This window comes from Methylomonas sp. 2F7, assembly GCF_057126975.1.
Map to the genome: position 1 here is coordinate 4,492,495 of NZ_CP195203.1, position 26,425 is coordinate 4,518,919.

Below are 26,425 nucleotides of genomic sequence, written 5' to 3' on the forward strand. Positions count from 1 at the left end.
GGTCACTGCCGACATGGCCGCTCACCGGCTGTTACTGATAGAATTAGGCTTTTTAGTCAGACAGGCATCATGCGCTTAATTCGGGGTTTGAATCATCTTGAGCCGTTACGCGACGGCTGCGTGTTGACCATAGGCAATTTCGACGGCCTGCATCTTGGGCATCGGCTAGTGATCGAAAAGCTGGCCGAGCACGGCCGGCGTCTGAACTTACCGACCGTAGCCATGGTCTTCGAACCTCAGCCTTTAGAGTATTTTCTTGGCGATCATGCGCCGTCCAGATTGACCCGGTTGCGCGAGAAAACGATTCAATTTGCTAAATTACCTGTCGACGAATTACTGGTTTTACCCTTTAACCGCAGCCTGGCCGATTGCGATGCCGAGCATTTCATTCGCGACATTTTGGTCGAGCGCTTGCGCGTCAAGCATCTGGTGGTTGGCGACGATTTTCACTTCGGCAAGGCGCGGCGCGGCAATTTCGCGCTGTTACAGCATCGCGGCCAGGATTACGGCTTTGCGGTGGAAGATAGTCATTCTTTCGAGCTGGCCGGTTTAAGAGTCAGCAGCACCCTGATTCGCGATGCCCTCGGCGAAGGCCAACTGGAACAAGCCAAACTAATGCTGGGCCGGGACTATTCTGTATGCGGCCGGGTGGCGCACGGCGACAAGCGCGGCCGAGAGTTGGGTTTTCCGACCGCTAATGTCAGAATGTTCAGGAAGAACACGCCTATCGTCGGCGTGTTCGCGGTGACGATGACCGGCTTGCATGGCAGCGAGTACCAAGGTGTCGCCAATGTGGGCACCCGCCCCACCTTCGACGGTGGTGCTAAAGTGGTGTTGGAAACACATTTATTCGACTTCAATCAGGACATTTATGGTCATTACGTTGAAGTGCATTTTAAAAAGAAGCTGCGCGACGAAATCCGTTTTGCCTCGCTGACCGAGCTCAAACAGCAGATACACCGCGATGTTGAGCAGGCTCAGCAGTATTTTCAACAACATACGGCCAGACCATGATGAATTCAGAATCCAACCCAACATCGCCATGCGTCAGAAACTGTTGCCTGAACGACGACGATATTTGCCTGGGCTGCTTTCGTTCCCTGGATGAAATCCGCCTTTGGTCTACCGCGGACGCGCAGACACGTAACGTGTTTTTGCAGCGCGTTGCTGAGCGCCGCGTCGATATTTTAAAAACCCGCCGGCTTGGACCTTTCTATCCCGAACAGTTGCCGGGCATTTAATTCGGACGGCGGCTGCGCAATATCGGTCGAACATCCAACCAAGCCGCAACGCTCAAATAAAGCAACAAGCCCACAGCGCCAGCCAACCAAACATTTATCTGATAGCTATCCAACACATAGCGGTTGGCAAAATACAGCGCCAAACCCAATACAAAATAGCCGGCTATCTTGCCGACCGGATAGCTCACCGGATAATAGCGCCGGCCCAAAGCCCAAGATATAACCACCATAAACAGATAGCAAGCCAGCGTTGCCCACGCCGAGCCAACATAACCCCAAACCGGTATCCAGCAGATATTCAATACAATCGTCAGGCCTGCCCCGGCCAGCGATACCCAGGCACCCAAGCCGGTGCGGTCGCTAAGCTTGTACCAGACCGACAGATTGACATAAATCCCCAGCAGCAGATTGGCCATCAGTAAAATCGGCACCACCTCCAAGCCGGCGCGATACTCTTCACCGATAAAATACTTGAAGAGGTCGATGAACAGCATCACGACTAAAAATATAAATACCCCGGCAATCACGAAATACTGCATCACCAGCGCGTAGGCGCGTTTGGCATCGGCACGGCCGGCATAGGAAAAGAAAAACGGTTCGCCGGCATACCGAAAGGCCTGTACGAACAAGCTCATCAAAATCGAAAGCTTGTAGCAAGCACCGTAAATCCCCAGCATCTTCAGATTGGTGGGCAAATCGTAAGGCAACAAGACTTTCAGAATGGCCCTATCCAGCATCTCGTTGACCATGCCGGCAAAGCCGATAATGACCATGGGCAGAGAATAACGCAGCATCGGTCCGAGCACGCGCGGGTCGAGCTGGAAGCGCACCGCGCGAAATTGCGGCAGTAACAGCAGCAACTTGCAAACACTGGCGGCCAGATTGGCTAAAAATATGTAACCTACGCCCAGTTCAGGGTCGTAATAAGCAGCCAGTTCGCTATCCGGCCAGAGGCTTTGCAACTTGGGCCAGGCTAACAAAAACAGGAGATTTAATACGATGGCGATAAAAATCTCGGTCATTTTGATGCCGGCGAAACGCCAGGCCCGGTTCTCGGCGCGCAACCGGGCGAACGGCAGCGCTGACAAGGCATCCAGCGCCAATATCCAGCCGAACCAGAGCAAATACTCCGGATGTCGCGGATATTGCAACCAGTCGGCCAGCGGCTGTTGCCAATAGTAGATTGCCGCGATAAAGCCGAGACTGGTAATCAACAGAAAGCCTAGGGCATTGCGATAGACTTCGTCGCTACTAAACTCTTGTCGTTGTCGAAACCGAAAATAGCCGGTCTCCAAACCCAGTACTAAGAGCACCGCAAAAAATCCGGCATAGGCGTAAAACTCGGAAACTACGCCGTATTCGCCGGCGCTGAAGGTGTAGGTATACAGCGGCACCAGCAGATAATTCAAAAAGCGGCCGACGATACTGCTGAGACCGTAAATGGCGGTTTGCGAAACGAGTTGGCGTAGTGAGCTCAAAAGCGGTTAAGTCCAAAGAATGATGCGACCTCTGGGTGAGGTCTAGGGTGGCGATATTGTAAGTCAGTTGCGGGCAGAGGGTTGTTGTCTCCGGCTCCGCTGAATCTAACCGGCTTTGCTTAAACTCTGTTCTATCAGGATTTCCGCCGCCGCCGAAGCAATATGCATCGCCCCGGATTGTCTGCGCACTTGTTCGCTGACGATCGCGCCGGAGATCAGCATTGCTAGTTGTTGAGAAAGTTGTTCCGGGTTCCATGCCCCCGCTTGCCGGGCCAAATCCGCCAATATTTCCCGGAAGGTGTCGGAAAATTCAGCAGCAGCCAGTTGCACCGGGTTGGACGCTTCGGCAAATTCGGCCGAGGCATTGATGAACGGACAGCCGCGAAACTCCGGGCTGGCTAATAATTCTTCGAATACCGCAAACACCGCCAGCAACTTTTGCTTGGGTTCGCTGGCGCGCAATTCTACGCCGGCCAGGATGCGATTGAGCATGGCCTCTCGGCTTTTGCTTAGATGCGCCAAGACCAGATCGTCTTTTGATGGAAAGTACTTATACAGGCTCATCTTGGTGGTGCCGGCGGCTTTTACTATCGCATCGACGCCGGTGGCCTTAATGCCTTGGCTGTAAAACAGCGCAGAGGCGGTTTGCAGGATGTGATCTTGGAGATTGCGGGCCATAATTGAGTACCGGGGAAAAAACATGTTGCAACTATACAGACCGGTATGTATTATTTCAATAGACTGACCGGTCTGTTATGGCGCAGTCTTTAATTCAACTACTGGAGATTATTCGATGATTACTTTGTATGGCGTGGCAATTAGCAACTATTACAACAAAGTTAAATTTGCGTTGATGGAAAAGGATATAGCGTTCATTGAAGAATTTACCGCACCCAGCCAGAACGAGGAGTTATTGCAACGTTCACCGCTGGGAAAAGTCCCGTTCATCAAAACCAGCGAGGGTTATCTATCCGAATCGCAAGCGATTCTGGAATATTTGGAAGACGCATTTCCGGAGCATCCGCTGTATCCGGCCGATGCTTACGAACGCGGCAAATGTCGGGAGTTCATTCAACATATCGAACTGAATGTTGAACTGATCGCCCGCCGTCTGTATGGAGAAGCCCTGTTCGGCAACACCGCGTCGCAAGAAACCAAAGACGAAGTCAGAGCCAAACTCGATACCGGTTTAACCGGTTTAGCCAAGCTGCTGAAATTATCTCCCTATGCGTTGGGCGACAGTTTTAGTACGGCAGACATCGTGGCTTGGCCGCATCTGCAACTGGTGGGCTTTGCCACCCAAAAAATCTACGGCGAGAATTTGGTGAACACACATATTCCTGGCATTGAGGCTTATATACAACTAATCGAAAGCCGGCCGCACGCGCAAATAGTCAGTGCAGACCGGGCAAAGGCGTTGGAGGCGTTTTTTAGTAGCAAGTAGGGCCTTTGCCGCGTTTCACCTTAGGTTTAGCGCTGTCTAATCATCCGAGCCCGGCCGCCGGCCAGCAAGTCTTTCGACGACTATAGGTTTGGGTAAAGAAATGATCCAGCCAAGACTGAATAGACGTTGAGCAATGAAGCCGGCTGCACCAGCACGACAGTAAGAATGGCGCGGACGGGCCTGTGAGGACGCCGGCCCGCGCCTTTTTAATGCTTAAGCTTCGTAGTTGGCGCTGGCGAATTCCCAGTTAACCAATGCCCAGAAAGCTTCCAGATATTTAGGACGCAGATTGCGGAAATCGATGTAATAAGCGTGTTCCCAAACATCGCAAGTCAACAACGGCGTTTGGCCGGCAGTTAACGGGCAACCGGCGTTGCTGGTGCTAACCAGTTCCAAACCGCCTTTATCGTTTTTCACCAACCACGCCCAGCCTGAGCCAAAAGTGGTGACCGCGCATTTGGTAAATTCTTCTTTGAATTTCTCGAAAGAACCGAAAGTTCTCTCAATGGCATTCGCCAAACCGCCGGTAGGTTCGCCGCCGCCGTTGGGAGACAGGCTGTTCCAATAAAAGGTGTGGTTCCAGATTTGCGCTGCGTTGTTGAATACGCCGCCAGAGGATTTTTTCACGATCTCTTCCAGAGACAAGCCTTCAAACTCGGTGCCGGGAACCAGATTGTTCAGATTGGTGACATAAGTTTGGTGATGTTTGCCGTAGTGAAATTCGATTGTTTCTGCGGAAATATGCGGCGCCAATGCGTCTTTTGCGTACGGTAATGCAGGTAATTCAAAAGCCATCTTTATTCTCCAGATTGATTGAACAGCAGCAGTGATTAGGTGCGGACTTACAGCCCAAACCTAATTACCCAGCATTATAATAAAGAATTATTGCTTAACACTACCTAATCTAAGGAAAACAACGATGGCACTTGAGGTTGAACATAAGTTTTTACTGGCGAACGACGACTGGCGCGACGAAATCGATCATTCCGTACACTACAAACAGGGCTATTTGAGTAGCAGTCCGCTTAGCTCAGTAAGGGTGCGGATTTCCGATAGCCAGGCTTGGCTGAATATCAAGAGCGCCACTATCGGCACCCATCGTCAAGAATTTGAGTATGAAATCCCTTTGCCTGACGCCAACAGTATTCTCGACGAACTATGCCACAAGCCGTTGGTGGAAAAAACCCGTCATTTTGTTTATCGGGATCGGCACGTTTGGGAAATTGACGAGTTCATGGGCGATAACCAAGGTTTGATTGTCGCGGAAATCGAATTGTCGACAGTAGGCGAGGCCTTTGTTAAGCCGGACTGGGTCGGAATGGAAGTTACCGACGATATACGCTATTACAACAATAATCTCTGCAAGCATCCGTTCAAGGATTGGGGCAAATAACTGGCAACAATCCAGACAGGCGATAAAAGTTGCCGTTTTCAGAGGTTTGCGGCGCTTGTTGCAAAACTGGGACAAGATATTCGCAGAGTCGCTACAGCGCTACAAACACAGACCTAAGCTGCCTTACTGAAGCCTGGCGCTTAGCGAATTTTTGCTACAGGCAATACTTTGTTAAAACAATAATTTAAAGGACGTATTGAAATCCAAAATGCAATGCTCTATATTAAATGTATGAGCAAAGCTACTATTGTTGTTTTATTGATACTTTTTGCCGGCCCGCTGCATGCATCGGAGCTGGCGACCGCTATCGCCCGTTTGGAAAGCGACTGGGCCAGCGTTTATTATCAAAGCGACGAGACCCGGCAAAGACAAACTTATCCGCAATTGCTGGAGAAAGCCGCCGAATTGACCAAACGCTATCCGAATGCTGCCGAGCCGAAAATCTGGCAAGCGACGATTATCGCCACCAATGCGGCGTTTCAATCTTCGCTGAGCGCCTTGTCCAGCCTGCAAACCGCCAAGACCCTTTTGGAAGAAGCCATTGCCCAAAATCCCAATGCGCTGGATGGCGCGGCCTATGTGACGCTGGGCACGCTGTATTACATGGTGCCTGGCTGGCCGGTATCTTTTGGGGATAATCAGCTTGCCGAGCAAATGTTGAAAGCCAGCTTGAAAATCAACCCCAACGGTATCGACGCCAATTACTTCTACGCCGATTATCTACTACAACAGGATCGCAACGCCGAAGCCGAGGAATATTTGTACAAGGCCGTCCAGGCCCCGCTGCGCAAACAGCAAGTATTTGCCGATAGCCAGTTGCAAAACGAAGCCAAACTTGCGCTGGCACATACCCAGCAACGTAAATCCAACGCCGGCAAAAATAAATTTCAATCGTTGTTCACTTCCGCGACAGCCGACTAAATCCGCCTGGCCCGTTTGCCTTTGGCTGTAGAATAACCCTACTTTCAAAACGGGCCACGACTGGCATTTATGAAAAAAACCATTTTCGGACTGTCCGCGGTATTTTTTTTACTGTTTTGTACGTCCAGCGCCGCAGACACACCCGCAGCCAATCGACCGCTGGAAACAGTAGCGCTGCAATTAAAGTGGTTTCACCAGTTCCAATTTGCCGGTTATTACGCTGCTATCAAGCAAGGCTATTATGCCGAGGAAGGCTTGCAGGTAGCGATACGCGAGCGCAATCCTGACCAGGACTACGTAGAACAAGTCGCATCCGGGGGAGCCGAATACGGCATCGGCGATTCCGGCATCATCGCCCAGTATGCCAACGGCAAGCCCATCGCGGCCCTAGCCGCCATTTTTCAGCACGATGCGCTGGTGCTGTTCAGCAAACAAGCTTCCGGCATCGTCAGCCCCTACGAAATGGCCGGCAAGCGCATCATGTACGATGTGGTCGGCGAGAATAATGCGCAGATTCGCGCCTTACTCGCCGAAGCCAATCTAACCGAAAGCCGCTATCAAAAAATTGCCGAGACCTTTAACAACACCGACTTTATCGCGGATAAAGTCGATGTGATGTCCGGCTATATCACCGACCGGCCATTTAGCTTTCGCGCCGCCGGCATCAAATTCAACATTATCAATCCGCAAAATTACGGTATCGACTTTTACGGCGACTTGCTTTTCACCAGCCGCAAAGAGCTACAGCAACATCCCGGCCGTGCCGAGCGCTTCCGCCGGGCCAGCCTGAAAGGCTGGGAATATGCGCTGTCTCACCCCGATTTGCTGATCGAGCTGATCCAACACAAATACCCAAGCAAACTCAGTCCGGAGCAACTGCGCTACGAAGCCGAGGAAACCCGTAAGCTGATCATGCCGGACTACATCCCGCTGGGCCAGATCGAAGCTGCCCGCTTACGCCGGGTAGCCGACATTTATGCCAACCTGAAATTAGCGCGCCCTTTAAGCGACGGCCAGCTCAATGAGTTTGTCTACGGCGGCAGTAAATCCGCCGATTTGCAATTGAACGACGCGGAACGGCAATGGCTGGCCGAGCATGCTGAAATTCGAGTGGGTATAGATAGAAATTTTCCGCCGTATGAATGGCTGGATGCGGCTGGCGAGCATCAAGGCATGATTGCCGAACATCTAAAGCTAATCGAGCAGAAACTGGGGGTTAAGTTTGTTCTGATCATGGACAAATCCTGGCAGGAAGTGTTGGACATGGCCAAGCACGGCGAATTGGACATGATCGCCGGCGCAACCAAAACCCCCGAGCGAGAACAATATCTGAATTTTACCCAACCCTATATCAGCACGCCGACTGTAATCATCGGCGACAAAAACAGTGGCTATATTAATTCTCTACAACTCCTAACGGGGGGACGTGTAGCCATCGAACAAGGATATTTTGTTCAGGAATTGCTGAGCAGAGACTACCCAGGGATACAACTGCTGACCGCCCCCTCGGTACAAGAAGCGCTGAATCTGCTGGCCGAAGGCAAGGTGGAAGCGTATATCGGCGATGCGGCTTCGGCCGGTTATGTGATCAAGCAACAAGGCTTATTGAATCTGCATATTGCCGGCCAACCTGGGTATGTCAACGAAACCCGGATGGCCGCGCTCAAATCCCATCCACAATTGCTGTCGCTGCTGGAAAAGGCCCTGGCCAGTATCAGTCAAACCGAACACGATGCCATTATTAACCGCTGGATGGGACTAAAGGTCGAGCAAGGCATTCGCGTTGACGCGTTGTTGCGATCCGCCGCCGTGGTCCTGCTGGCCCTGTTGTTTTTCGTCTATTGGGTGTTCAGGCTACGGAAGGAAATCAAGGCCCGCAAACGTAGCGAGGCCGACCTGGCCCGGCTTTACACCAATATGTCGCTGGGCTTTGCATTGCATCAGGTGATACGCGACGACAGCGGTAAAATCGTCGACTATCGCTATCTGGATATCAACCCGGCCTTTGAAAAAATGACCGGCATTGCCCGCGACAACTGGATAGGCAAAACCGTTAAGCAGGTGTTACCGAATACCGAGGGAGCCTGGATCGCTAGCTTTGACGGTCTGGACACCAGTGGCGAGCCCCAACATTTTGAAAACTGCGTGACCGATCTGGGCCGCTGGTATGCCATCGATAGCTATAAAGCCGGTCCCGACCGTTTTGTGGTATTGGTCCAGGACATTACCGCGCGCAAACAGACCGAACTGGCGCTAAAAGAAAGTGAAGAACGCTTTCGTATCAGCCAAATCTATGGCGGCGTAGGCATCTGGGAAGCGGATTTATTGAAAAACCGCCAGTTTTGGTCGGAAATTGTCACGACTGAATTGGGTTTTCCGCATAAGGCACTGCATACCTGGAACGATTTCCTGGAAGTGGTTTGCCCGGAAGATAGGGCTTTAATCTTGGAGGCGACCCGCCAACATCTTGAATGCGGCGCCAATTACGATGTGGAATATCGTATCCAAACCCCTAGCGGCGAAAAACGCTGGATGCGCTCGGTGGGTCAGGTCGAGCGAGACGGCAGCGGCAAACCGGTGCGGATGCGCGGCATTGTCCATGATGTCAGCAAACGCAAAGCGGCCGAGGAGAAACTGCGGCTATCGGCGCGGGTATTTTCGGACGCCCACGAAGGTATCATCATCACCGACATCAATGCGTCGATCATCGATGTCAACGCTGCCTTCACCGACATCACCGGCTATAGTCGCGAGGAAGCACTTGGGCAAAATCCAAGCTTTCTGAGATCCGGGCGGCAAGCGCCGGAATTTTATGAAGCCATGTGGGAGATCATAAACCAGACCGGGCATTGGCAAGGCGAAGTCTGGAATCGCCGAAAAAACGGCGATTTGTATGCCGAATTGTTAACGGTTTCGGCCTTGCGCGACGATGCAGGCAATATCATCAATTATCTGGGTTTGTTCTCGGACATCACCGAGAGCAAGCAACAGCAGCAGGCGCTGGAAGTGTTGGCGCATTTCGACCCGCTCACCCAACTCCCCAATCGCGCCCTGTTTGCCGACCGCTTTGCCCAGGCTATAGCCCACAGCAAAAGGGCCGAATCGTTGCTGGCGGTGTGCTATCTGGATTTGGACGGCTTCAAGCAAGTCAACGATAACTTCGGCCACGAGACCGGCGATCAATTATTGGTGGAAGTAGCCAAACGCATCAAGTTAAAGCTGCGCGAAGGCGACACGGTTTGCCGGCTGGGTGGCGATGAATTTGCGTTGTTATTTGAAAACTTGCAATCGGTGCAGCAATGCGAAGATGCCTTGACCCGCATTCATCAGGCCATGGCCGAACCTTTCGAGTTGGAAAACCGCCATGTGCGGATTGCCGCCAGCAGCGGCGTTACCATCTATCCCCTCGACCTGGAAGATCCGGATATTCTGTTGCGTCATGCCGACCAAGCGATGTACCAAGCCAAACTGGACGGTCGCAATCGCTATCGGATTTACGATCATTTGTCTGGACAATCGACTAGCATCAATCATCGCCCCAGCCGTCTGGAGCAAGCCTTGGCCGAGGTCGGTCAGGCGCTGATGGATAATCAGTTTTGCATGTACTACCAACCCAGGGTCAATATCAAAACCGGTGAAGTCGTGGGAGCGGAAGCCCTGATCCGCTGGCACCATCCTGAACGCGGTGTGTTGCCGCCGGCCGAATTTCTGCCGATAGTCGAAAACACCACTTTGGAAATCGACCTGAGCAATTGGGTACTAAGACAAGCATTCAAGCAATTGCAGATCTGGCACGATCTCGGTCTGAATCTCCAAGTCAGCGTGAACATATCCCCGCGCCATCTGCAATGGCCGGATTTCATCAAAACCCTGGAAACCTTGCTGACGGAATACCCGCAAATTCCTTCCAGCCAATTGGAATTGGAAGTACTGGAAAGCAGCGTACTGGAGGATTTGATCTCGGTGGGCGAGACCCTGAAACAATGCTATCACGACCTGGGCGTACCCAGTGCGCTGGACGATTTCGGCACCGGTTATTCGTCGCTGGCGCATTTGCGGCATTTGACCATCAACACGGTAAAGATCGATCAGAGTTTTGTACGCAACATGATAGACGACCCGGATGACATGGCCATTGTCGAAAGCGTGATTGCGTTAGCCAAGGCCTTCAAACGCGAAGCGGTTGCCGAAGGCGTAGAAGATATAGAACACGGTATTTTTCTGATCGATTTGGGATGCAGCATCGCCCAGGGTTGCGCCATCGCCGAAGCCATGCCGGCCGACGCGGTGTTGGCTTGGGTCAACAGTTATTGCAACCATCCGGCCTGGACTGATTGCGCCAGACTTTCGCTGACTAATTGGCAAAACCAATTGGAATTACTGAAACTTCAGCAGCAGTATTGGTTGCGCCGTCTGGAACAATGTCTGCACCCCCCAGCTGGCAGCAGTCCGCGCTGGCCTATCCTGAACTCGAAAAAATCGCATCTGGGTAGGTGGCTGGAACGGCTCAAACACGAACGCGGCATTGATGCGCGTTTACTGGAACAACTGGAGCGGGCGCAATCCCGACAACAAATGCTGGCGGAAAATCTCCAGCGGCATCGGCTGGAAGGCAAGAGCGGCGACAGCGCAGATTTCAGCCAATTACGCGAAGCCAATCTGCAAATAGTGCAGTTACTGGAGCGCCTAGAATCAGCGGCCTAAGCCTATTCTGATCACATGCAGACTTCGTTTGCGACGATCTGACTTTAGTCTTGCTGTGTTCGGACTTTTTTGCATAAATCCTGTGAAAACCAAACTACCCCTTAGCCTCCCCACAAATCAGTTAGACGAATTTTGGGCATGGCACGTGATCGGCCTGCCCAGCTGGGTAACCGCCACCAATCGCGAACGATGCGCTTCACGCTGTTCAACACATCTATGGCCCTTGCGTAACCTTGATGCAGCGTTAGCGGAATCGAGGGGGTTGCCTTCGAGTACTCGATTACATCGAGGCTTGCTTTCGTTGTTTGGTGGCCGCTACTGCATCGGCTTGGGAGAGCAACTCGTCAAAATGTTTCTTCAAATGCTCGGTCATCAAGAGGCTCCTAATAATAGGGCATGAGGCCGCTGCGCGGCTTTATTGCACAGCGCCCGTGTGGACTGCCAGGTTTGACTTCGTTTCTTCATGGAATAGTAGTTTCACGAGGTTGTTATTGATGTGTCCCCACGACGTCTTACGCTCCTTTGTGTTATACGCCCTAACATTATTGGCATGTGAAATTTCCACGCCGTTTATGGCATATATCAAGGTGTTTTCAGCATGACTGATGTTGGCTTTACCCTTCGATATGACGAGGCTTCCATTACCTAAACTTCCGTCGTGACTGATATCTACGTCACTGCCACAAACAACAACGCTATTGCTGCTGTGGGCGATATGCACGGCACCGGTTGAAATGATGATGGAATTGGTTGCGAAAGCGATATTCGTATCTGCCCCTGCAACTACAAGCTGATTATCTACTTGAGTCAATTTGAGAGGCTCGCTGTCACGAATAACGCTCTTTGGGGAAATGTTCCGAAGCGAGTTGTTTGCTTCTTCGGAAATTCCAAGGTTATCGAATATGTCAGACACTTCGCTTTTAGCTTTCGAAATAATGCTGCTCTGATCGTAAGCGCTCTCGTGCTCGGGGAGATTCAACAAACTATCTCCACTGTACTTCGTGCATGCGGAAACTGATGCGAGAGCAAAAGTTGCCGCAATGATCCGAAATGAAATATTCATGCTTCTCCAAATTTGGCGTCCAACGTCTGACATAACCGATAAATGCCGATGGCAAAGCCAGGGCCGTAGGCTGGTTAGAGCAATGCGAAACCCAGCAAATGCTTTGAAATAATTAAAATTCTTAACATTCCAACGGCTCTTTGGAGTAGCAAACTTATCAGCTTCTAAGCTGGGTTTCATTATCATTCAACCCAGCCTTCTGCTGTTGACCAACTGACCGCCTGATGGTGCTCGCTCACAAAGGCCAGCATTGGGATGATATTCCGCTCTTCCCTTTATTTCACTCCCGAACAAAGCTAATCGGCTCCAAATCGACAAAAAAGGGTTTGCCGAGCGAAAGCCCGACAAACCCTTAAATTCAAACCGAACACATACGGAATTGTAGGAAGGCAATAAAGTTTCATACTAAAACACCGTGAAAGCCTTATCTAACGGCGCCATAAATCGGCACTTAAAAATGAAGTATCATACTGATCCGAATAGCACTTAGACGGCATGGCAATCGACTATTGCATTTTCATACCGCCCCGGAGCTGCGTAGTCAACGATGCATTTTCAGATACCAAACAGCTGGTGACACCGACGATGAAGTTGGCTGTGCCAATGCTGACTGGGCATTCAAACTTATCGCTCCCGTAAACTTTCCCCGACGTGTTCGATCAGTGGGCTTAGGAAATATTCAATGACTCTCCTTTGCCCGGTCTTGACTTCCACCGTCACCGCCATGCCCGGCGTCAGGTTGACGGTTTTGTTCTCGACTTGCATCGTGGTCCGCGGCAGTTTGACTCGGGATGAATAAATCAAACCACGTTTCTCGTCGTTGATGGCGTCGCTGGAGACATGCGTCACTTCGCCGTGCAGGGTGCCGTATTTGGTGTAAGGAAAGGTTTCGATTTTAATTTCGGCTTCCTGGCCGGGATTGACGAAGCCGATGTCTTTGTTTTCAACGAACGCTTCGATTTCCATCGCTTGGTCGGCCGGGACTACGATAAGCAATGGTTGCGCCGGGGTGACCACGCCGCCGACGGTGTGAATCGCCAGTTGCTGGACGATGCCGTCCACCGGCGCGGTCAGGGTCAGCAGTTGGCCGCGCTGGCGGGCCTTGATGCCGGCCTGGGTGTAGGTTTCGATTTTCTGTTCGCTGTCGTGCAGCCGGTCCAATGCCGTGCGGCGAGCGGCGGCCAACAGTTCGCTTTGTTGTTTGGCGGCTTCCTGAATCGCCGCGCTGAGTTCCTGTTGTTTTTCCCGTTGCGTCGCCAGTTCGCCTTCTTGTTCGATCCGGGCCTGTTCGCGTTCCAGGTAGTTGTGGCTGGAGACAAATTTCTTGGCTTGTAATTGTTGGTAATCCTCGGCCAATCGGCGGGCAATCGGAGCGGACTGCGCCAGTTTAGCCACAGTGGCCTGTACCGAACGCAAAGCCGCCTGACGGCTGGATTTATCCGCTTCCAGCCGTTCCAGCTTGCTGGTCAGTTCCTGCCATTCGCCATCCAGCAGCCGTTGCTCGTGTTGGACTTGCTCAGAAGGCATCGCGTCCGGCGCCTGGAGTTGCGGCTTTTGCGGTTTACCGTTTTGCAGCGCTACCAGGCTCTGCAAAAAGGCGCCGTCGCGAGCCGCTGCCAGTTGCGCGGTACGTAAATCGTTGGCAATGCTGGCGGTATCGGCATCGGCGGCGGTCGCGTCCAGTTCTATCAGCACATCGCCGGCCTTAACGGCTTGACCGTCGTTGACGTGGATGGCTTTGACCGTGGCGGTTTCCAAGGGCTGAATAGTCTTGACCCTGTCGTTGGGGACAATCTTGCCTTGGGCGGTGGCGACGATGTCGATCCGGCCGAAACAGGCCCACAGCACCGCCAACAGCGCAAAGCCAATCAGCAACCATATTGCCACACGCGGTGCCGGTGAGACGGGAGTTTCCTGCAAAGCCAGCGCGGCCGGCATAAAAGCGCTTTCGTGCGCTAAGCGCGGTACACTGTCCAATTCCGCGCGCCGTGACCAGGCGTGCCGGAAGGCTTGTCGGTAGCGGTGTAACAGATCTAAAGTTGCTTGGAGTTTAATCATCGCTTATCCCATCTGCAACCGATGCAGCCGGCTGTAATGCCCCAACTCATGAGTCAGCAGTTCACTATGGCTACCGGCTTCGACGATCTGGCCTCTATCCATCACCACGATGCGGTTGGCATCGCGCACCGCACTCAAGCGGTGGGCGATGATGATCACGGTGCGGCCCTGGCAGATGGCTTTCATATTGTTCTGGATGATGCGCTCGGATTCATAGTCCAGCGCACTGGTGGCTTCGTCGAAGATCAGGATGCGCGGATTGCTGATCAAGGCTCTGGCGATGGCGATGCGTTGGCGTTGGCCGCCGGACAGGGTGGAGCCGTGTTCGCCGACCATGGTGTCGTAGGCTTCCGGCAGTTCTAGGATAAAGTCGTGGGCGCCGGCCAGTTTGGCGGCGGCGATCACTTGCGGTAACGGCGCGCCGGGATCGGTCAAGGCAATGTTGTCGCGAATACTGCGGTTAAACAACACGTTTTCCTGCAATACCACGCCGATCTGCCGGCGCAGGGAGGAGACGTCGGCCAAGGCCAAATCCATGCCGTCCACCAGCACCCGCCCACGTTCGGGGACATAGAGGCGTTGCAGCAATTTGGTCAAGGTACTCTTGCCGGAACCGGAGCGACCAACGATGCCGATTACTTCGCCGGCGGCGATGTCCAGCGTAATGCCGCGTAGCACTTCCGAGCCGTCTGGATTGTAGCGGAAGATCACTTGTTCGAAACCGATTTTGCCTTGTATCGGCGGCAAGCTGCTCTTATTGCCGGCGGCTTCGCCACGGGTATTGAGAATATCGCCCAGCCGTTGCATGGAGATGCCGGTCTGCTGAAAGTCGGTCCACAGCTGCGATAGCCGCATCACCGGCTGGGCGACATGGCCGGCCAGCATGTTAAAGGCGATCAATTGACCGACGCTGAGTTCGCCATCAATCACCAAGCGGGCACCCAGCCACATGGTGGCCACAGTGACCAATTTACCGATAAAGGTGACACCGGCATTGGCGAACAGGCTGACGCTGGCGGTACGAAAGCCGGCCGAGACATAACCGGCCAACTGCTTGTCCCAATGCCGGGTCAGTTGCGGCTCTACCGCCATGGCCTTGACGGTACCGATGCCGGAAATCGCTTCCACCAGAAAGGCCTGATTCTCAGCGCCGCGATTGAATTTCTCGTGCAAGCGGCCCCGTAATAGCGGGGTATACAATACTGATAGTAAGACATAGCAGGGTAAGGACACCAACACGATCAAGGTCAAGTCCACACTGTAATAGGCCATCACCGCCAGAAACACTACCGAGAACAACAAGTCCAACACGACCGTTACCGCATTGCCGGTCAGAAAGGCCCGAATGTTTTCCAATTCGCGAACCCGCGCTACCGAATCACCGACCCGGCGCGCTTCGAAATAGGCCATCGGCAGATTCAACAGATGCCGGAATAGACGGGCTCCCAACTCGACATCGATACGGCTGGTGGTGTGGGCGAACACATAGCCGCGCAAGCCGGTCAGCAGCACTTCGAATAAGGTCACTACCAGCAGGCCGATGGCGATGACATCCAAGGTGGTAAAACCTCGATGCACCAGGACCTTATCCATCACCACCTGAAAGAACAGCGGGGTGACCAGGGCAAACAACTGCAAGACCAGACTGACCAACAACACTTCCAACAACAGCTTGCGGTATTTGACGATGGCCGGGATAAACCAGGTGAAATCGAATTTGCCCAACTCGGCAGCCAGCGAGGCCCGCGAGGTGAACAAGATCAGGGCGCCGGACCAACGCTCGGCGAAAGCCTCTAACGGCATTTGTTCGGGGCGGGCAGCGACCGGGTCGTGAATCAGGACTTGGCCGTTATCGACGCGGGCCAGGACGAAAAACGTCCCATCAGCTGAAACGGCCACCGCCGGCAATGGCGTCCTATCCAAGCGGGCCAGTGAAGTCTTGACCCGTTTGGCCTGCAAACCCAGCCTCTTGGCAGCTAGCAGAATATCGTCACAACCCAATAGCTGACCACTGGGTCGAAACTGGTGAGCCAGTTGGTCAGGATCGACGGCAACGCCGTGCAGACGGGCCAGCATCGCCAGGCAGGCCAGGCCGGTGTCGAGGGTAGCGGTGGGAGCACCGCTAGCGGGAGAATTAGTTGTCATTACACGCGAAAATAGCTTGAAAAGAGAGTAAAAATATTAAACGGGTTATTGGGACCCGGAGCACCAAACCAAGGCTAAAGCCGCATCGAGTCAGACTAACTAATCCGAGCGGCTTTTACCTGATCCCTGCGCCTTGCCTATAGCTTATTTCCAGTTAGCCGAAATCACCGGTGCCAACGCGGCTTGGTAATCGGTTGGCAAGGTGGTCTGGCCGGCGGTCGGCGGGGCAAAAGCGGCCATCGCCGACACCAGGTTTTCCACTTGACTGTCCAGCAAGGTCAACGCACCGTCAGTCGTTTTGAACTGCTCGACGTGGTTGGCGGTGCCGGTATACCAGTCCTTAACGATCAGCTTGTCGTCGGTACCGATAATGCTGGCTTCCAGGTTGTTGCCAACGTGGCGTAACCAGATTTGGTCGGCTGTGATCCCCGACAAGAATTGGGCGATGTCGGTGTTACCAGCCGTCGCATCGTTCTCCACTACCGTATCCGCAGCGTAACCCCGGCCCAAGAGATAGGTGTCGTTGCCGGTGCCGCCGGTCAACGTATCCACGCCTGCACCACCATCCAGGGTATCGTTACCCGCCGCAGCGGATAAGCTGTTGACGGCGCTGTTGCCTTTTAGCGCGTTGTTCAACGCGTTGCCCGTGCCATTGATGGCTGTGGAGCCGGTCAAGGTCAGGTTTTCCAGTTCAGCACCCAACGTCCATGAGACGGAAGACTCGACCGTATCGATACCACTATTGGCGTTTTCCACTATCACATCGCTATTACTGTCGACCACGTAGGTATCGTTGCCTAGGCCACCGGCTAAACGGTCGATGCCCAAGCCGCCATCCAGCCGGTTGTCTGCCGCATTCCCCAGTAAGGTATTGTCCAGCGCGTTGCCGGTGGCGTTTATAGTTGCCAAACCAGTCAAGGTTAAATTTTCAACGTTGGCGGCTTGAGTCAGATCGTAGCTGATGCTGCTCTGCACAAGATCGATGCCGGCGTTTGCGGCTTCGATAACACTGTCGCCGGCTTCGCCAACGATGTAGATGTCGTTGCCTAATCCGCCCGCCATCGTATCCGCGCCGATTCCACCGTCCAATCGATCATTGCCATCCAGGTTAAAACGTAGCGCGCCGTTCCACGGCATGACCCCTTGGCCGGCGATCAGGTTTTTACCGTCCAAAGCCGCCGTACCCGCGCCGATATCGTAATAAACGCCGTCGGCGGTATTCGCGATGCTCTGCCCGTTGACCGTGAGCGTATTGATATACAGATTGCGGTCTTGAGGTGGCGAGGCAATCGCGGCATCGTTGCTAAAGGAGATATCGATAAGATGCGCGCCGATACCCAGCAAACCAGGGTCAACGGTGTAGTTTTGGTAAGCAGCGGTGTTGGTGACGCTGAAGGTCGTTTTCAGCACGCCGTCGATATACACGTCCATCCGGGCGCCGACACCATCGATCAACAGGTTGGCCTTGGCGTTGATCACCAATTGGTTAACAAGGGTGGCCGGCAGGGCATCAATGACATCGCCGCCGTAGAGCACATCATTTCCGGCCCCACCATTAACGCTGTCGTTACCGGCTTGACCTTTCAGAATATCGTCGCCAGCATCGCCATTCAGAGTGTTATTGCCGGTGTTGCCTTCCAGGACATTGTTCAGCGTATTGCCGGTAGCGTTAATTGCGGCAGTACCGGTCAAGGAAAGATTTTCGACATTGGCGGACAAGTTGTAACTCACCTCAGACAACACGGTATCGGTACCTTCACCGCTGTTTTCCACGACGATATCCCCAATGTTGTCGACAATATAATAGTCATCGCCTTTACCACCAACCATACGATCCCTTCCAATACCGCCGTCCAGCCAATTGTCAACCATGTTGCCAAATAGGGTGTTGTTTAGCGAATTGCCAATACCGTCGAACGCCTCGGTTCCGAGTAGCATAAGATTTTCGACATTAACGGCGTTTTTCAAATCATAGTCTATGCTGCTCTGCACCATGTCTATGCCGGCATCGATCGTTTCATTAATCGTATCGGCAACATTATCCACGACATATACATCGTTCCCGAATCCGCCTATCATGCTGTCCGCGCCTATGCCGCCATCCAGCCGGTCGTTGCCATCCAGATTGAAGCGCAAAGCACCGTTCCACGGCATTGTCACTTGACCGGCCAACAAGTTTTGACCGTCCAACGCTGCGGCCCCAGCGCCAATGTCGTAATAAACACCATTTGCAGTGGAGGCAATGACTGAGCCATTCAAAACAATACCGCTGACGAAAAGATTGCGGTCTTGTGCCGGTGGACCAGCAATCGCACTATCGTTACCGAAAACCACCTCGATCCGGTGTCCGTCGACACCCAGCAATGCCGGGTCGACCGTGTAGGCTTGATAGTTTTGGGTATTGGTGACACTAAAGCTGGTTTTAAGTAGGCCATCAATATACACATCCATCCGAGCACCGACCCCGTCGTTCAGTAAACTAGCCTTGGCATTGACCACTAACTGATTAATCGGCGTGGCAACTGAATTATCCAAGATGTCGCCACCGTAAAGCAGATCATCACCGGCTCCGCCATTTAACCTATCGTCACCTAAACCACCGATCAGCTTATCGGTGCCTGATCCGCCATCCAGTTGGTCGGAACCGGCCAGGCCGATTAATTCATCGGCTAGGGCCGTTCCCAACAGACTGTCGCCGCTCGTGGTCCCCGTGACTTTATTAATAGGATTTGCGGTTAACGTAAAGCTATTGCTGATCGATGCGCCGAATCGATCAGTGGCAGTAACTCTAACGTTCCACCAATCGCTGGGTGAGTAAAGATCCGTAGCGCCGCTAAAAGGCGGTGTTCCGCTAAAGGTCAAGGTTTCCGGATCAAAATTCAACCACCCAGGCCAGCTATCATAGCTATAGCGCAAGCTGTCTCCGGCATCGAGATCGATAAATGCATCCTGTGGAATAGTGTAAGAAAAAGGCATATCTTCCGTCGCCACTTGATCAGCCAACGGGGTGTTAATGATGGGACTATGTTCAGGAGATGGTCCGGCTAGCGACAGCATTTGTGCCATTGTCATCTGACTGCCATCGGCAAATTTGAAGTATTCAATGCCTATCTTCTCGGCGTCGTTTCTATCGACGCGCGGCATGACGATTCTGACGGTAGAATTCGGTTGCCAGGTAATATCCAAGGTTTGATACCACTGAGTACTGCCATCAGCTGCTGAGGTCAGCGCTTCCTCGTTCCAAGCAGAATTGAAGTTAGATAGACTGACACCGTCACCGAACACGACAGTGTCGTTATTTCCGCCATAATCTCCACCATAGCCACCGCCGTAACTTCCTCCATAGTCGCCGCCGTAGCTTCCACCATAGTCACCGCCGTAGCTTCCTCCATAACCGCCGCCGTAACCGCCGCCATAGTTTCCACCGTACCCCAAGTCATACAGCAAATCTGTCCCGACTTCATCCGCTAGAAAATAATAACTGTCATCACCCATCCCACCTTCCAGGCGGTCATCGCCGGCTCCGCCAAACAGCCAATCGTCGCCGGCGTTGCCAATCAGCGTATCCGCGCCAAAGCCACCATACAAATCGTCGGCCCCTGATAATCCTAGCAACTCTTCAGCGCCCACCGTACCAGCCACCATATTGTCACCTGGACGGCCCAGAGTAGGCCGAACCGGCACATTGGCCGACGCCAATATTTGCGTCATCCTCATGCGACTGCCATCGGCAAACTCAAAATACTCGATGCCGGTTTGCTCCCAATCGTTGCTGACAACGGTTGTTCCATAGCTATTAACAAACGGTGTGGGCATGACAATTCTGGCTACAGAGCCGGGTTGCCAAGTGATGTCTAAGGTTTGAAACATCCGGAGGCGCGATTCGTCGTAATTGCCATAGGTGTAACCCGGCAACGCTTCGTTACCCCACGAGAAGCTGAGATTGGCCAAGGTGATGCCCGCGCCGAACACCACCGTATCATTGTCCACTGGACCACCGTAGCCCACGTCATAGACTAGATCGGTGCCGGTATCGCCAGCGAGGAAGTAGTAACGATCATCCCCCGTTTCACCACGCAGCATGTCGTCACCTCTGCCACCGACGATAGTATCGCTATCGAGACCACCGACAATCAAATCGTTACCGACACCGCCATCCAAGAAAAGTTGGCTATCGAACGACTGATTGCCAATCGAAACATCATAACCATTTGCCCGAATGGTGTCATTGCCGGCCCCGCCTTGCACAATGCCTAAGTCGCCCGAATAATGAATAGTGTTATCACTATCGCCCGCCGTAATCTGGTCAATGATGATAGCCGAGTTTGCTACGGACATGGACAGCGTAGTCGGATAGTTACCCAGTTGGAAAAAGTTTTGCGCCTGAACATTGTCGACACTGTAGCCTGTGCCGTCCGCTGGTGTCATCGACCGCACCGTGCCGATATAGTGGGTAGTCGTTGTGGTGGCGGTATACAGCGGGGTTTCGGTATACACATAAGGATTTTCCATACCGCTAACCCCTAGCGATAGAATAAGATTAACTATTTGCTCCGTAGTGTACAGATAGTGTCCGGTTGTCGAGGAGTATACGCGTGAGCTTGATGCCACTTCCGGCCCGCTCCAGTCCACAACTACGTTCTTCAGAACAGAACCGGGTGAATCGACTTGATAGTTAATATTGGCGTTGTCGCTCGCATAAGGTATAAAACTGACGCCACCAATCGCCACTGCTGGCCTATTAAACGTGTAGCTAGCCCCATTCGACGGCATCCATCCGCCGTAACCGTTGGCCCGAGTGTAACTGGTCGCCGTTTGGCTAATATCAAATTGAAAAGACATCTCTCCGGCGGTGCTTACCATGCCTGCCGCTTTTTGCGCCTGAGTGACACTATCTCGAACACCCGCGAGCCAATGATCCTGCAAGCCTGTCAGCTCGCTACGACTGGTCAGATAGGCTGCGTTGTTGGATAGCAGCTCGGCAACGCTAAGCGAAGTACCTGAGGGTGTTTTAACTTGCCAATCGTGACTTTGCGTATAAAAATCTTTCAAGGTCATGCTGTCGCCGGCACCGCTGACACTCAGTAATAAGTCGTCGCCGACGCGGGTACCGGCCAAGCGCGATAAATCGTAATCGTTAAGTTCGATGATAGAGGTTTCGCCGGCCACTTCGAATATTTGATCGGCGCCGCTGTTCATAGCAAACACATAGCTATCCGTACCCGTTTCGCCATACAGTTCGTCGTTGCCGCCGTTACCAGCCAACAGATCGTTGCCGTTGCCGCCCCGCAAAATGTCGCGAAACGCGCTCCCGATCAATTTATCGTCGCCGCCGCCACCAAGCTGCGGCGCTAAAGGCAGCTGAAGCAGGGTATCGGCACCGACTTGTTGGCCATCGGCAAACACAAAATTTTCCACACGCTGAGCCGGATCCGCGTACCAGCCGACCACGGTGATGGCATCGGCCAGACCGGCGACGCTAAGCGAAAGATCACCGTTGGCTCGATGACTAAAGACCACGTCGCTTACCTCGATGCCGGGACCGAACACGACGCGGTCTTGCGAGCTTTGGCCGGCATTGGCGCCATCGGTTTCTTGAATGATATCGTGGCCGTTGCCCAGTCGGTAGTGATAGTCGTCGCTTCCCAAACCGCCGAGCAATTGGTCGTTGCCGGCACCGCCCCACAGTGTGTCGTTGCCGGCATTGCCGGAAAGACTGTCGGCGGCGCGTCCGCCGAATAAAGTGTTATCGCTGTCATTGCCGGTTTGGGTGACTGCATCGGTGCGAAAATTCAACGTGAATTCGTCCGCGCTCATTTGGCTGCCGTCGGCAAATTCGAAGCGGTAAGTTGTCAGTCCTTGGGTAATAGTGGCCAGTTCGACGCCGGCTACTTTCAAGGTGAGCGCGGTTTGGCCGGCAATGGTTAGAACCGAAACGGTCAGCGCGGCCTGATCGAGATCGGCACCGAAACGGATCAAATTTTGGCCTTGGCTATCGGTAATCAGATCGGGACCGGAATTGGCATCCAGTTGATACACGTCATTCCCGGCACCGCCCAACAACAAGTCCTGGCCGACACCGCCGATCAGAGTATCGTCACCGGCGCCGGCATCCAGGGTGTCGTTGCCGGCCCCGCCGTTTAGAGTGTCGTTACCCGCATATCCATAGAGTTTGTCAGCACCCAAGGCACCGCTAAGTGCGTCATTGCCCGCACCGCCGTATAAGTTATCCGCCCCGGCACCACCGTACAAGCGCCCGCCGTTGTCGTCCAGCCCCAAGGAAACGGCAGTAGTAAGAGTGTTGCCGATCATAGCCTCAAGGTCGATGATCGAGCTATTGGCAAATTTTAGGTTGTAATGGGTGCCATAAAATGCATTGATCAGGTTTAGAGTGTCGCCGTTATCCAGCTTGACGGCCACGCTTGAATTGCCGGTTTTGCTGAGGCCGCCAGTTGCAGCCAGCCCATTCGCACCTAACAATTCGATAGTGTCGCTGCCTTGGTTGTCAAATATCACGTCCTCGGCAGTGAGATCGAGATAAGTATCGTCACCGCCGCCGCCATTGAAATAATCCACACCTGCGCCGCCTGTGAGCGTGTCGTTGCCTTCTCCGCCGCTCAGTTGGTCATCGCCATCCCCTCCTAATAGCCTGTCATTGCCGGCTTCGCCAAACAGAAAATCGTTTTCCGTGCCGCCGTCAAGCAGGTCTTGCCCGTCTCCTCCCACCAGCTCATCCTTTCCTGCTCGGCCATAAATCGTATCGTCGCCGGCCCCGCCTGAAAGGCCGCCGTTGAACAGTACATTACCATTTAGGGTGCTGAGCTCATCGCCATCCCCGCCGTCAAGATAATCATCCCCATCGTCACCCTGCAAATAATCCATGCCGGCACCCCCCAAAAGGGTGTCGTTGCCGGCGCCGCCAACCAACTGGTCATTGCCGTCCAACCCGTTGATGCGGTCGGTGGTATTGGTACCGAGAACGGTATCGTTCTGATCGGTACCGTCCAGGTCGAAGCCGCGCGCTAGGAGTTGGTCTATGCTGAGCGTGGTACCGTCGGCGAACTCAAAACTACTGACCGATGAGGTGTTGAACACGTCGGTCTGGTCAAAGTTTTCGATGTGCACGGCGTTGCCGTTGCCCAGATCGAGCATCAGCGAACCCAAACGCAATTTAACATCGCTCGACTTCACGCCATTACCGAAGATGATCTTGCTGTTTTTCTCGGAATCGCTATCGATGATGTGGTCGATACCGTCGCCGGCATTGATGATGTAGGTATCAAAACCCGAGCCGCCGTAGAGATCGTCATTTCCGGTTCCACCGATCAGAGTATCGTTGCCACCGTCGCCGTAGAGCTGGTCATTGCCTGCACCGCCGTCCAGCAAATCGTCGCCTTGTTCTTGGCTAATGGTTCCATTGCCATCCCCTTGCAGCCCATCATTTCCAGAGCCTCCCAGCAGCACATCATCGCCGCCGTCTCCCCATAACCTATCATCGCCGTCACCCCCATCAAGGTAGTCTGAACCATCGCCGAGTTGGCTGCTGATACCATGGTTGCCCAAGAGCAAATCATTGCCGTCCCGACCGAAAATAGTGTCCTGACCCAATCCGCCAAACACCACGTCATCGTCTATCCCCGCATCGACAACATCATCGCCCTGATTGCTAAAAATCCAGTCTTTACCAGCGCCACCGTAAATAGTGTCAGCAGAACCAATCCCTAGGTCTGTCGCATCCGCATTCGAGAATTGCACGCTTGCGGTCGTGGTAGTACCGACCGTGGTCAATTCGCGTATCACCGCCCAATTGCTGTTGGCGTAGCCGCTGGCATCACCGTAAAGGGTGTCGTCACCGCCGCCGCCATCGACCCAGTCCTGCCCATCGCCACCCAGCATCAAGTCGTTGCCGCCGGATTCCCCCGTGGAGGCATTGGATAGGGTGACACCGATCAACATGTCGTCGCCAAGACCGCCCGACAAAAAGTCGCCGCTCAGATTGGCCTGATCCGTCCCATTGGCGGCCTCGCTGTTTTGTTCGTCAGAGTAGAGAACGTCGTTGCCGTCGCCGCCTTGCAAAATATCGCGCCCGGCACCGCCATCCAGCACGTCGCTACCTTGGCCGCCGTTCAGGATATCGTTACCGGTACCGCCGTAAAGAATGTCATTGCCGCTCAGGGTTGAGGCCTGATAGTTGGCTCCGCTAAGTTGTACACTGGCATTGACACTCCATCCGCTGCCGACCCCGACGAAGCCGCCATCGCCGTAGAGCAAATCGTCGTCGCCGCCACCGAGCAAAATATCCGCGCCGTCCCCGCCTGCCAGGGCGTCTCGGCCATTGCTGCCGTAGAGTTGATCGCTACCTGCACCGCTACTCAACAAGTCGCCGCGTTGTCCAGTTCCCGTTGTGGTTTGGCCTTGGCTATAGAGAGCTTGAAAGTCTTGTTGTTGGTCGGCGTAAAGCAGATTGTCGCCACCGCGATTCGCCAGCAGAATATCGCTGCCGGCATAGCCTTCCAACCGGTCGTTGCCGATGTCGTCGTAGAGAGTATCTTCATGGCCCGGATCGGCTTCTGTACCGACGATGACGTTGCCCAAGGCGTCCGTGCCAATCTGGATACCGTCGGTGTTGGGGTCTTGGTCGAGGGGTTTGATGTCACCGTGGGGAATAAGACTACCCGAAATATTGATTGCTGTTTCTTGCAGATGAAAGCCGAAGTCGTTATCTGCAAATGCACTAGCGCTAGTTTGGTTTAGAAAGGTTATGCTATCTTCGGCACTTAGCGTCAGATGGCCGGGTGAATGGAACTGTATAATCTCGCCGTCAAGAGAAGTAAAGGTTGTTCCACTACCGTTACCGACAAACAAACCGGAAATAAGTTTTCCCTGGTAAATAATCCTGTTTAGACCGCTGTCAACGATAATGTCGTCGCCTTCAATTACGTAGGTATCGATCCCGTCGCCGCCGATTAATGTATCGGCACCGGCGCCGCCCTCAAGCCGGTTGTCGCCAGCATTGCCGATCAAATGGTCGTCTTTGGAACCGCCGATAGCGTTTTCGATCCAGTTGTTTTCTTGGCCTGCAACTTGGTAGGCAATAGCTATTTGCTGTTGACTGCTGCCTTCGTCAGTGCCAACAAAACTAAAATGTCCGGGTCGCAGATCGATTGTGACAGAGTCGGTTTGCTCATGGGCATCAATGGTATCAGTGCCACCACTATCCCATATTGCTTGGATGGCATCCGCACCGGTTTTGAATTTGTAAGCTTTGTCCCCGGTATTATCAAGTTTTGGCTCAGTTGTATTTACACCATACAAGGTTTGTATCGCTAATATATCGTAGAGCATGGGTTTAGAAGCCCACCATTCCAAAAAGCCCGATATTCCCGTCACTGGTTTGTATGACATAACGGTGTAGCGTTGGCCCGGATCAGATGGCAGAAAAGGCAGTGACGAAGGTAAGCCCTTATCTAATGCGTCGTAATCTACAGGATGATTCAAACCTAATGCATGGCCCAATTCATGGAGAATCGTATTGAAACCAGTTTGGCCGGGCTGAAGGAGATTGTTTTTGTAAATTGCCGACCCGGTATTGCCAATAACAATATCTCCAGCGGAATCAGCAGATCGAGTACTTGTTGCTGATATAGTAGAACCTAAAATATTGTCTTTTAGCTCGCCGCCTACGACGACTATATCGCCAAACGATAATGTAGTTGATCCGTTGGTAACGGTATACGCGGTGTCAGGTTTTGTTGGTATTAGATTAATGTTTGCCACATTCATCCATAGCTTAACTGCAGTTTCAAAAGTAGCTTTTTGACCCGGTGATAGGCTACCAAATGTACCAGGCACAACTTCACCAATTGCATAATCAAGTCCATTCCAATAGGGAATCTTCTTTTCGCCAAAACTATAAGTCAGTTTTAGAGGGGTATTCAATTTTCCGCCGCCATTCCAGCCGTTGCTTCTAATAAGTGC

General features: G+C 53.1%; 13 protein-coding genes. 6 read left to right on the top strand and 7 right to left on the bottom strand.

Translation table 11 applies throughout. The features are described 5' to 3' along the window. The first annotated feature begins 69 nt into the window (after positions 1–69). Positions 70–1,014 carry a bifunctional riboflavin kinase/FAD synthetase gene (ribF, locus tag ACR64Q_RS20255; protein WP_313732908.1) on the top strand — a complete coding sequence of 315 codons (945 nt, stop codon included), beginning with the start codon at positions 70–72 and terminating at the stop codon, positions 1,012–1,014. Further along, complete coding sequence (locus ACR64Q_RS20260) at positions 1,011–1,241, top strand: DUF1289 domain-containing protein (protein ID WP_313732909.1); 231 nt, start codon at positions 1,011–1,013, stop codon at positions 1,239–1,241. Before ribF ends, ACR64Q_RS20260 begins: the two co-directional genes overlap by 4 nt. Here the strand turns inward: ACR64Q_RS20260 and ACR64Q_RS20265 are convergent. Next, complete coding sequence (locus ACR64Q_RS20265) at positions 1,238–2,719, bottom strand: oligosaccharide flippase family protein (protein ID WP_313732910.1); 1,482 nt, start codon at positions 2,717–2,719, stop codon at positions 1,238–1,240. The genes ACR64Q_RS20260 and ACR64Q_RS20265 overlap by 4 nt on opposite strands. 105 nt (positions 2,720–2,824) lie before the next feature. Then, positions 2,825–3,397: a TetR/AcrR family transcriptional regulator gene (locus ACR64Q_RS20270; RefSeq protein WP_313732911.1), complete on the bottom strand. Its 573-nt coding sequence runs from the start codon at positions 3,395–3,397 to the stop codon at positions 2,825–2,827. Positions 3,398–3,512: 115 nt separating this feature from the next. Here ACR64Q_RS20270 and ACR64Q_RS20275 point away from each other — a divergent pair, with 115 nt between their 5' ends. Beyond that, positions 3,513–4,163, top strand: a complete 651-nt coding sequence (locus tag ACR64Q_RS20275; RefSeq protein WP_313732912.1) for a glutathione S-transferase family protein — start codon at positions 3,513–3,515, stop codon at positions 4,161–4,163. Positions 4,164–4,376: 213 nt separating this feature from the next. Here ACR64Q_RS20275 and sodB read toward each other — a convergent pair whose 3' ends face one another. After that, the gene (sodB, locus tag ACR64Q_RS20280; protein ID WP_020484147.1) at positions 4,377–4,958 is read right to left on the bottom strand and encodes a superoxide dismutase [Fe]; all 582 of its coding nucleotides are present in this window, start codon (positions 4,956–4,958) and stop codon (positions 4,377–4,379) included. 124 nt (positions 4,959–5,082) lie between these two features. On the opposite strand from sodB, the gene ACR64Q_RS20285 reads away from it, so the two are divergent. The 3 genes from ACR64Q_RS20285 (at position 5,083) to ACR64Q_RS20295 (ending at position 11,181) form a co-directional block, all read left to right on the top strand. Further along, the gene (locus ACR64Q_RS20285; RefSeq protein ID WP_313732913.1) at positions 5,083–5,556 is read left to right on the top strand and encodes a CYTH domain-containing protein; all 474 of its coding nucleotides are present in this window, start codon (positions 5,083–5,085) and stop codon (positions 5,554–5,556) included. A 231-nt stretch (positions 5,557–5,787) separates the two neighbouring features. Next, the gene (locus ACR64Q_RS20290) at positions 5,788–6,477 is read left to right on the top strand and encodes a tetratricopeptide repeat protein (RefSeq protein WP_026602679.1); all 690 of its coding nucleotides are present in this window, start codon (positions 5,788–5,790) and stop codon (positions 6,475–6,477) included. A gap of 69 nt (positions 6,478–6,546) precedes the next feature. After that, positions 6,547–11,181 (top strand): EAL domain-containing protein, encoded by a 4,635-nt coding sequence (locus ACR64Q_RS20295; protein WP_313732914.1) that lies wholly within the window; start codon positions 6,547–6,549, stop codon positions 11,179–11,181. Between the two features lie 415 nt (positions 11,182–11,596). Here ACR64Q_RS20295 and ACR64Q_RS20300 read toward each other — a convergent pair whose 3' ends face one another. The 4 genes from ACR64Q_RS20300 to ACR64Q_RS20315 form a co-directional block, all read right to left on the bottom strand. Beyond that, positions 11,597–12,244 (bottom strand): hypothetical protein, encoded by a 648-nt coding sequence (locus ACR64Q_RS20300; RefSeq protein ID WP_313732915.1) that lies wholly within the window; start codon positions 12,242–12,244, stop codon positions 11,597–11,599. A gap of 624 nt (positions 12,245–12,868) precedes the next feature. Then, positions 12,869–14,302 (bottom strand): HlyD family type I secretion periplasmic adaptor subunit, encoded by a 1,434-nt coding sequence (locus ACR64Q_RS20305; protein ID WP_313732916.1) that lies wholly within the window; start codon positions 14,300–14,302, stop codon positions 12,869–12,871. A 3-nt stretch (positions 14,303–14,305) separates the two neighbouring features. After that, positions 14,306–16,447 (bottom strand): type I secretion system permease/ATPase, encoded by a 2,142-nt coding sequence (locus ACR64Q_RS20310; RefSeq protein ID WP_313732917.1) that lies wholly within the window; start codon positions 16,445–16,447, stop codon positions 14,306–14,308. Positions 16,448–16,591: 144 nt separating this feature from the next. Continuing rightward, positions 16,592–25,852 carry a calcium-binding protein gene (locus tag ACR64Q_RS20315; protein ID WP_313732918.1) on the bottom strand — a complete coding sequence of 3,087 codons (9,261 nt, stop codon included), beginning with the start codon at positions 25,850–25,852 and terminating at the stop codon, positions 16,592–16,594. Positions 25,853–26,425 lie beyond the last annotated feature (573 nt).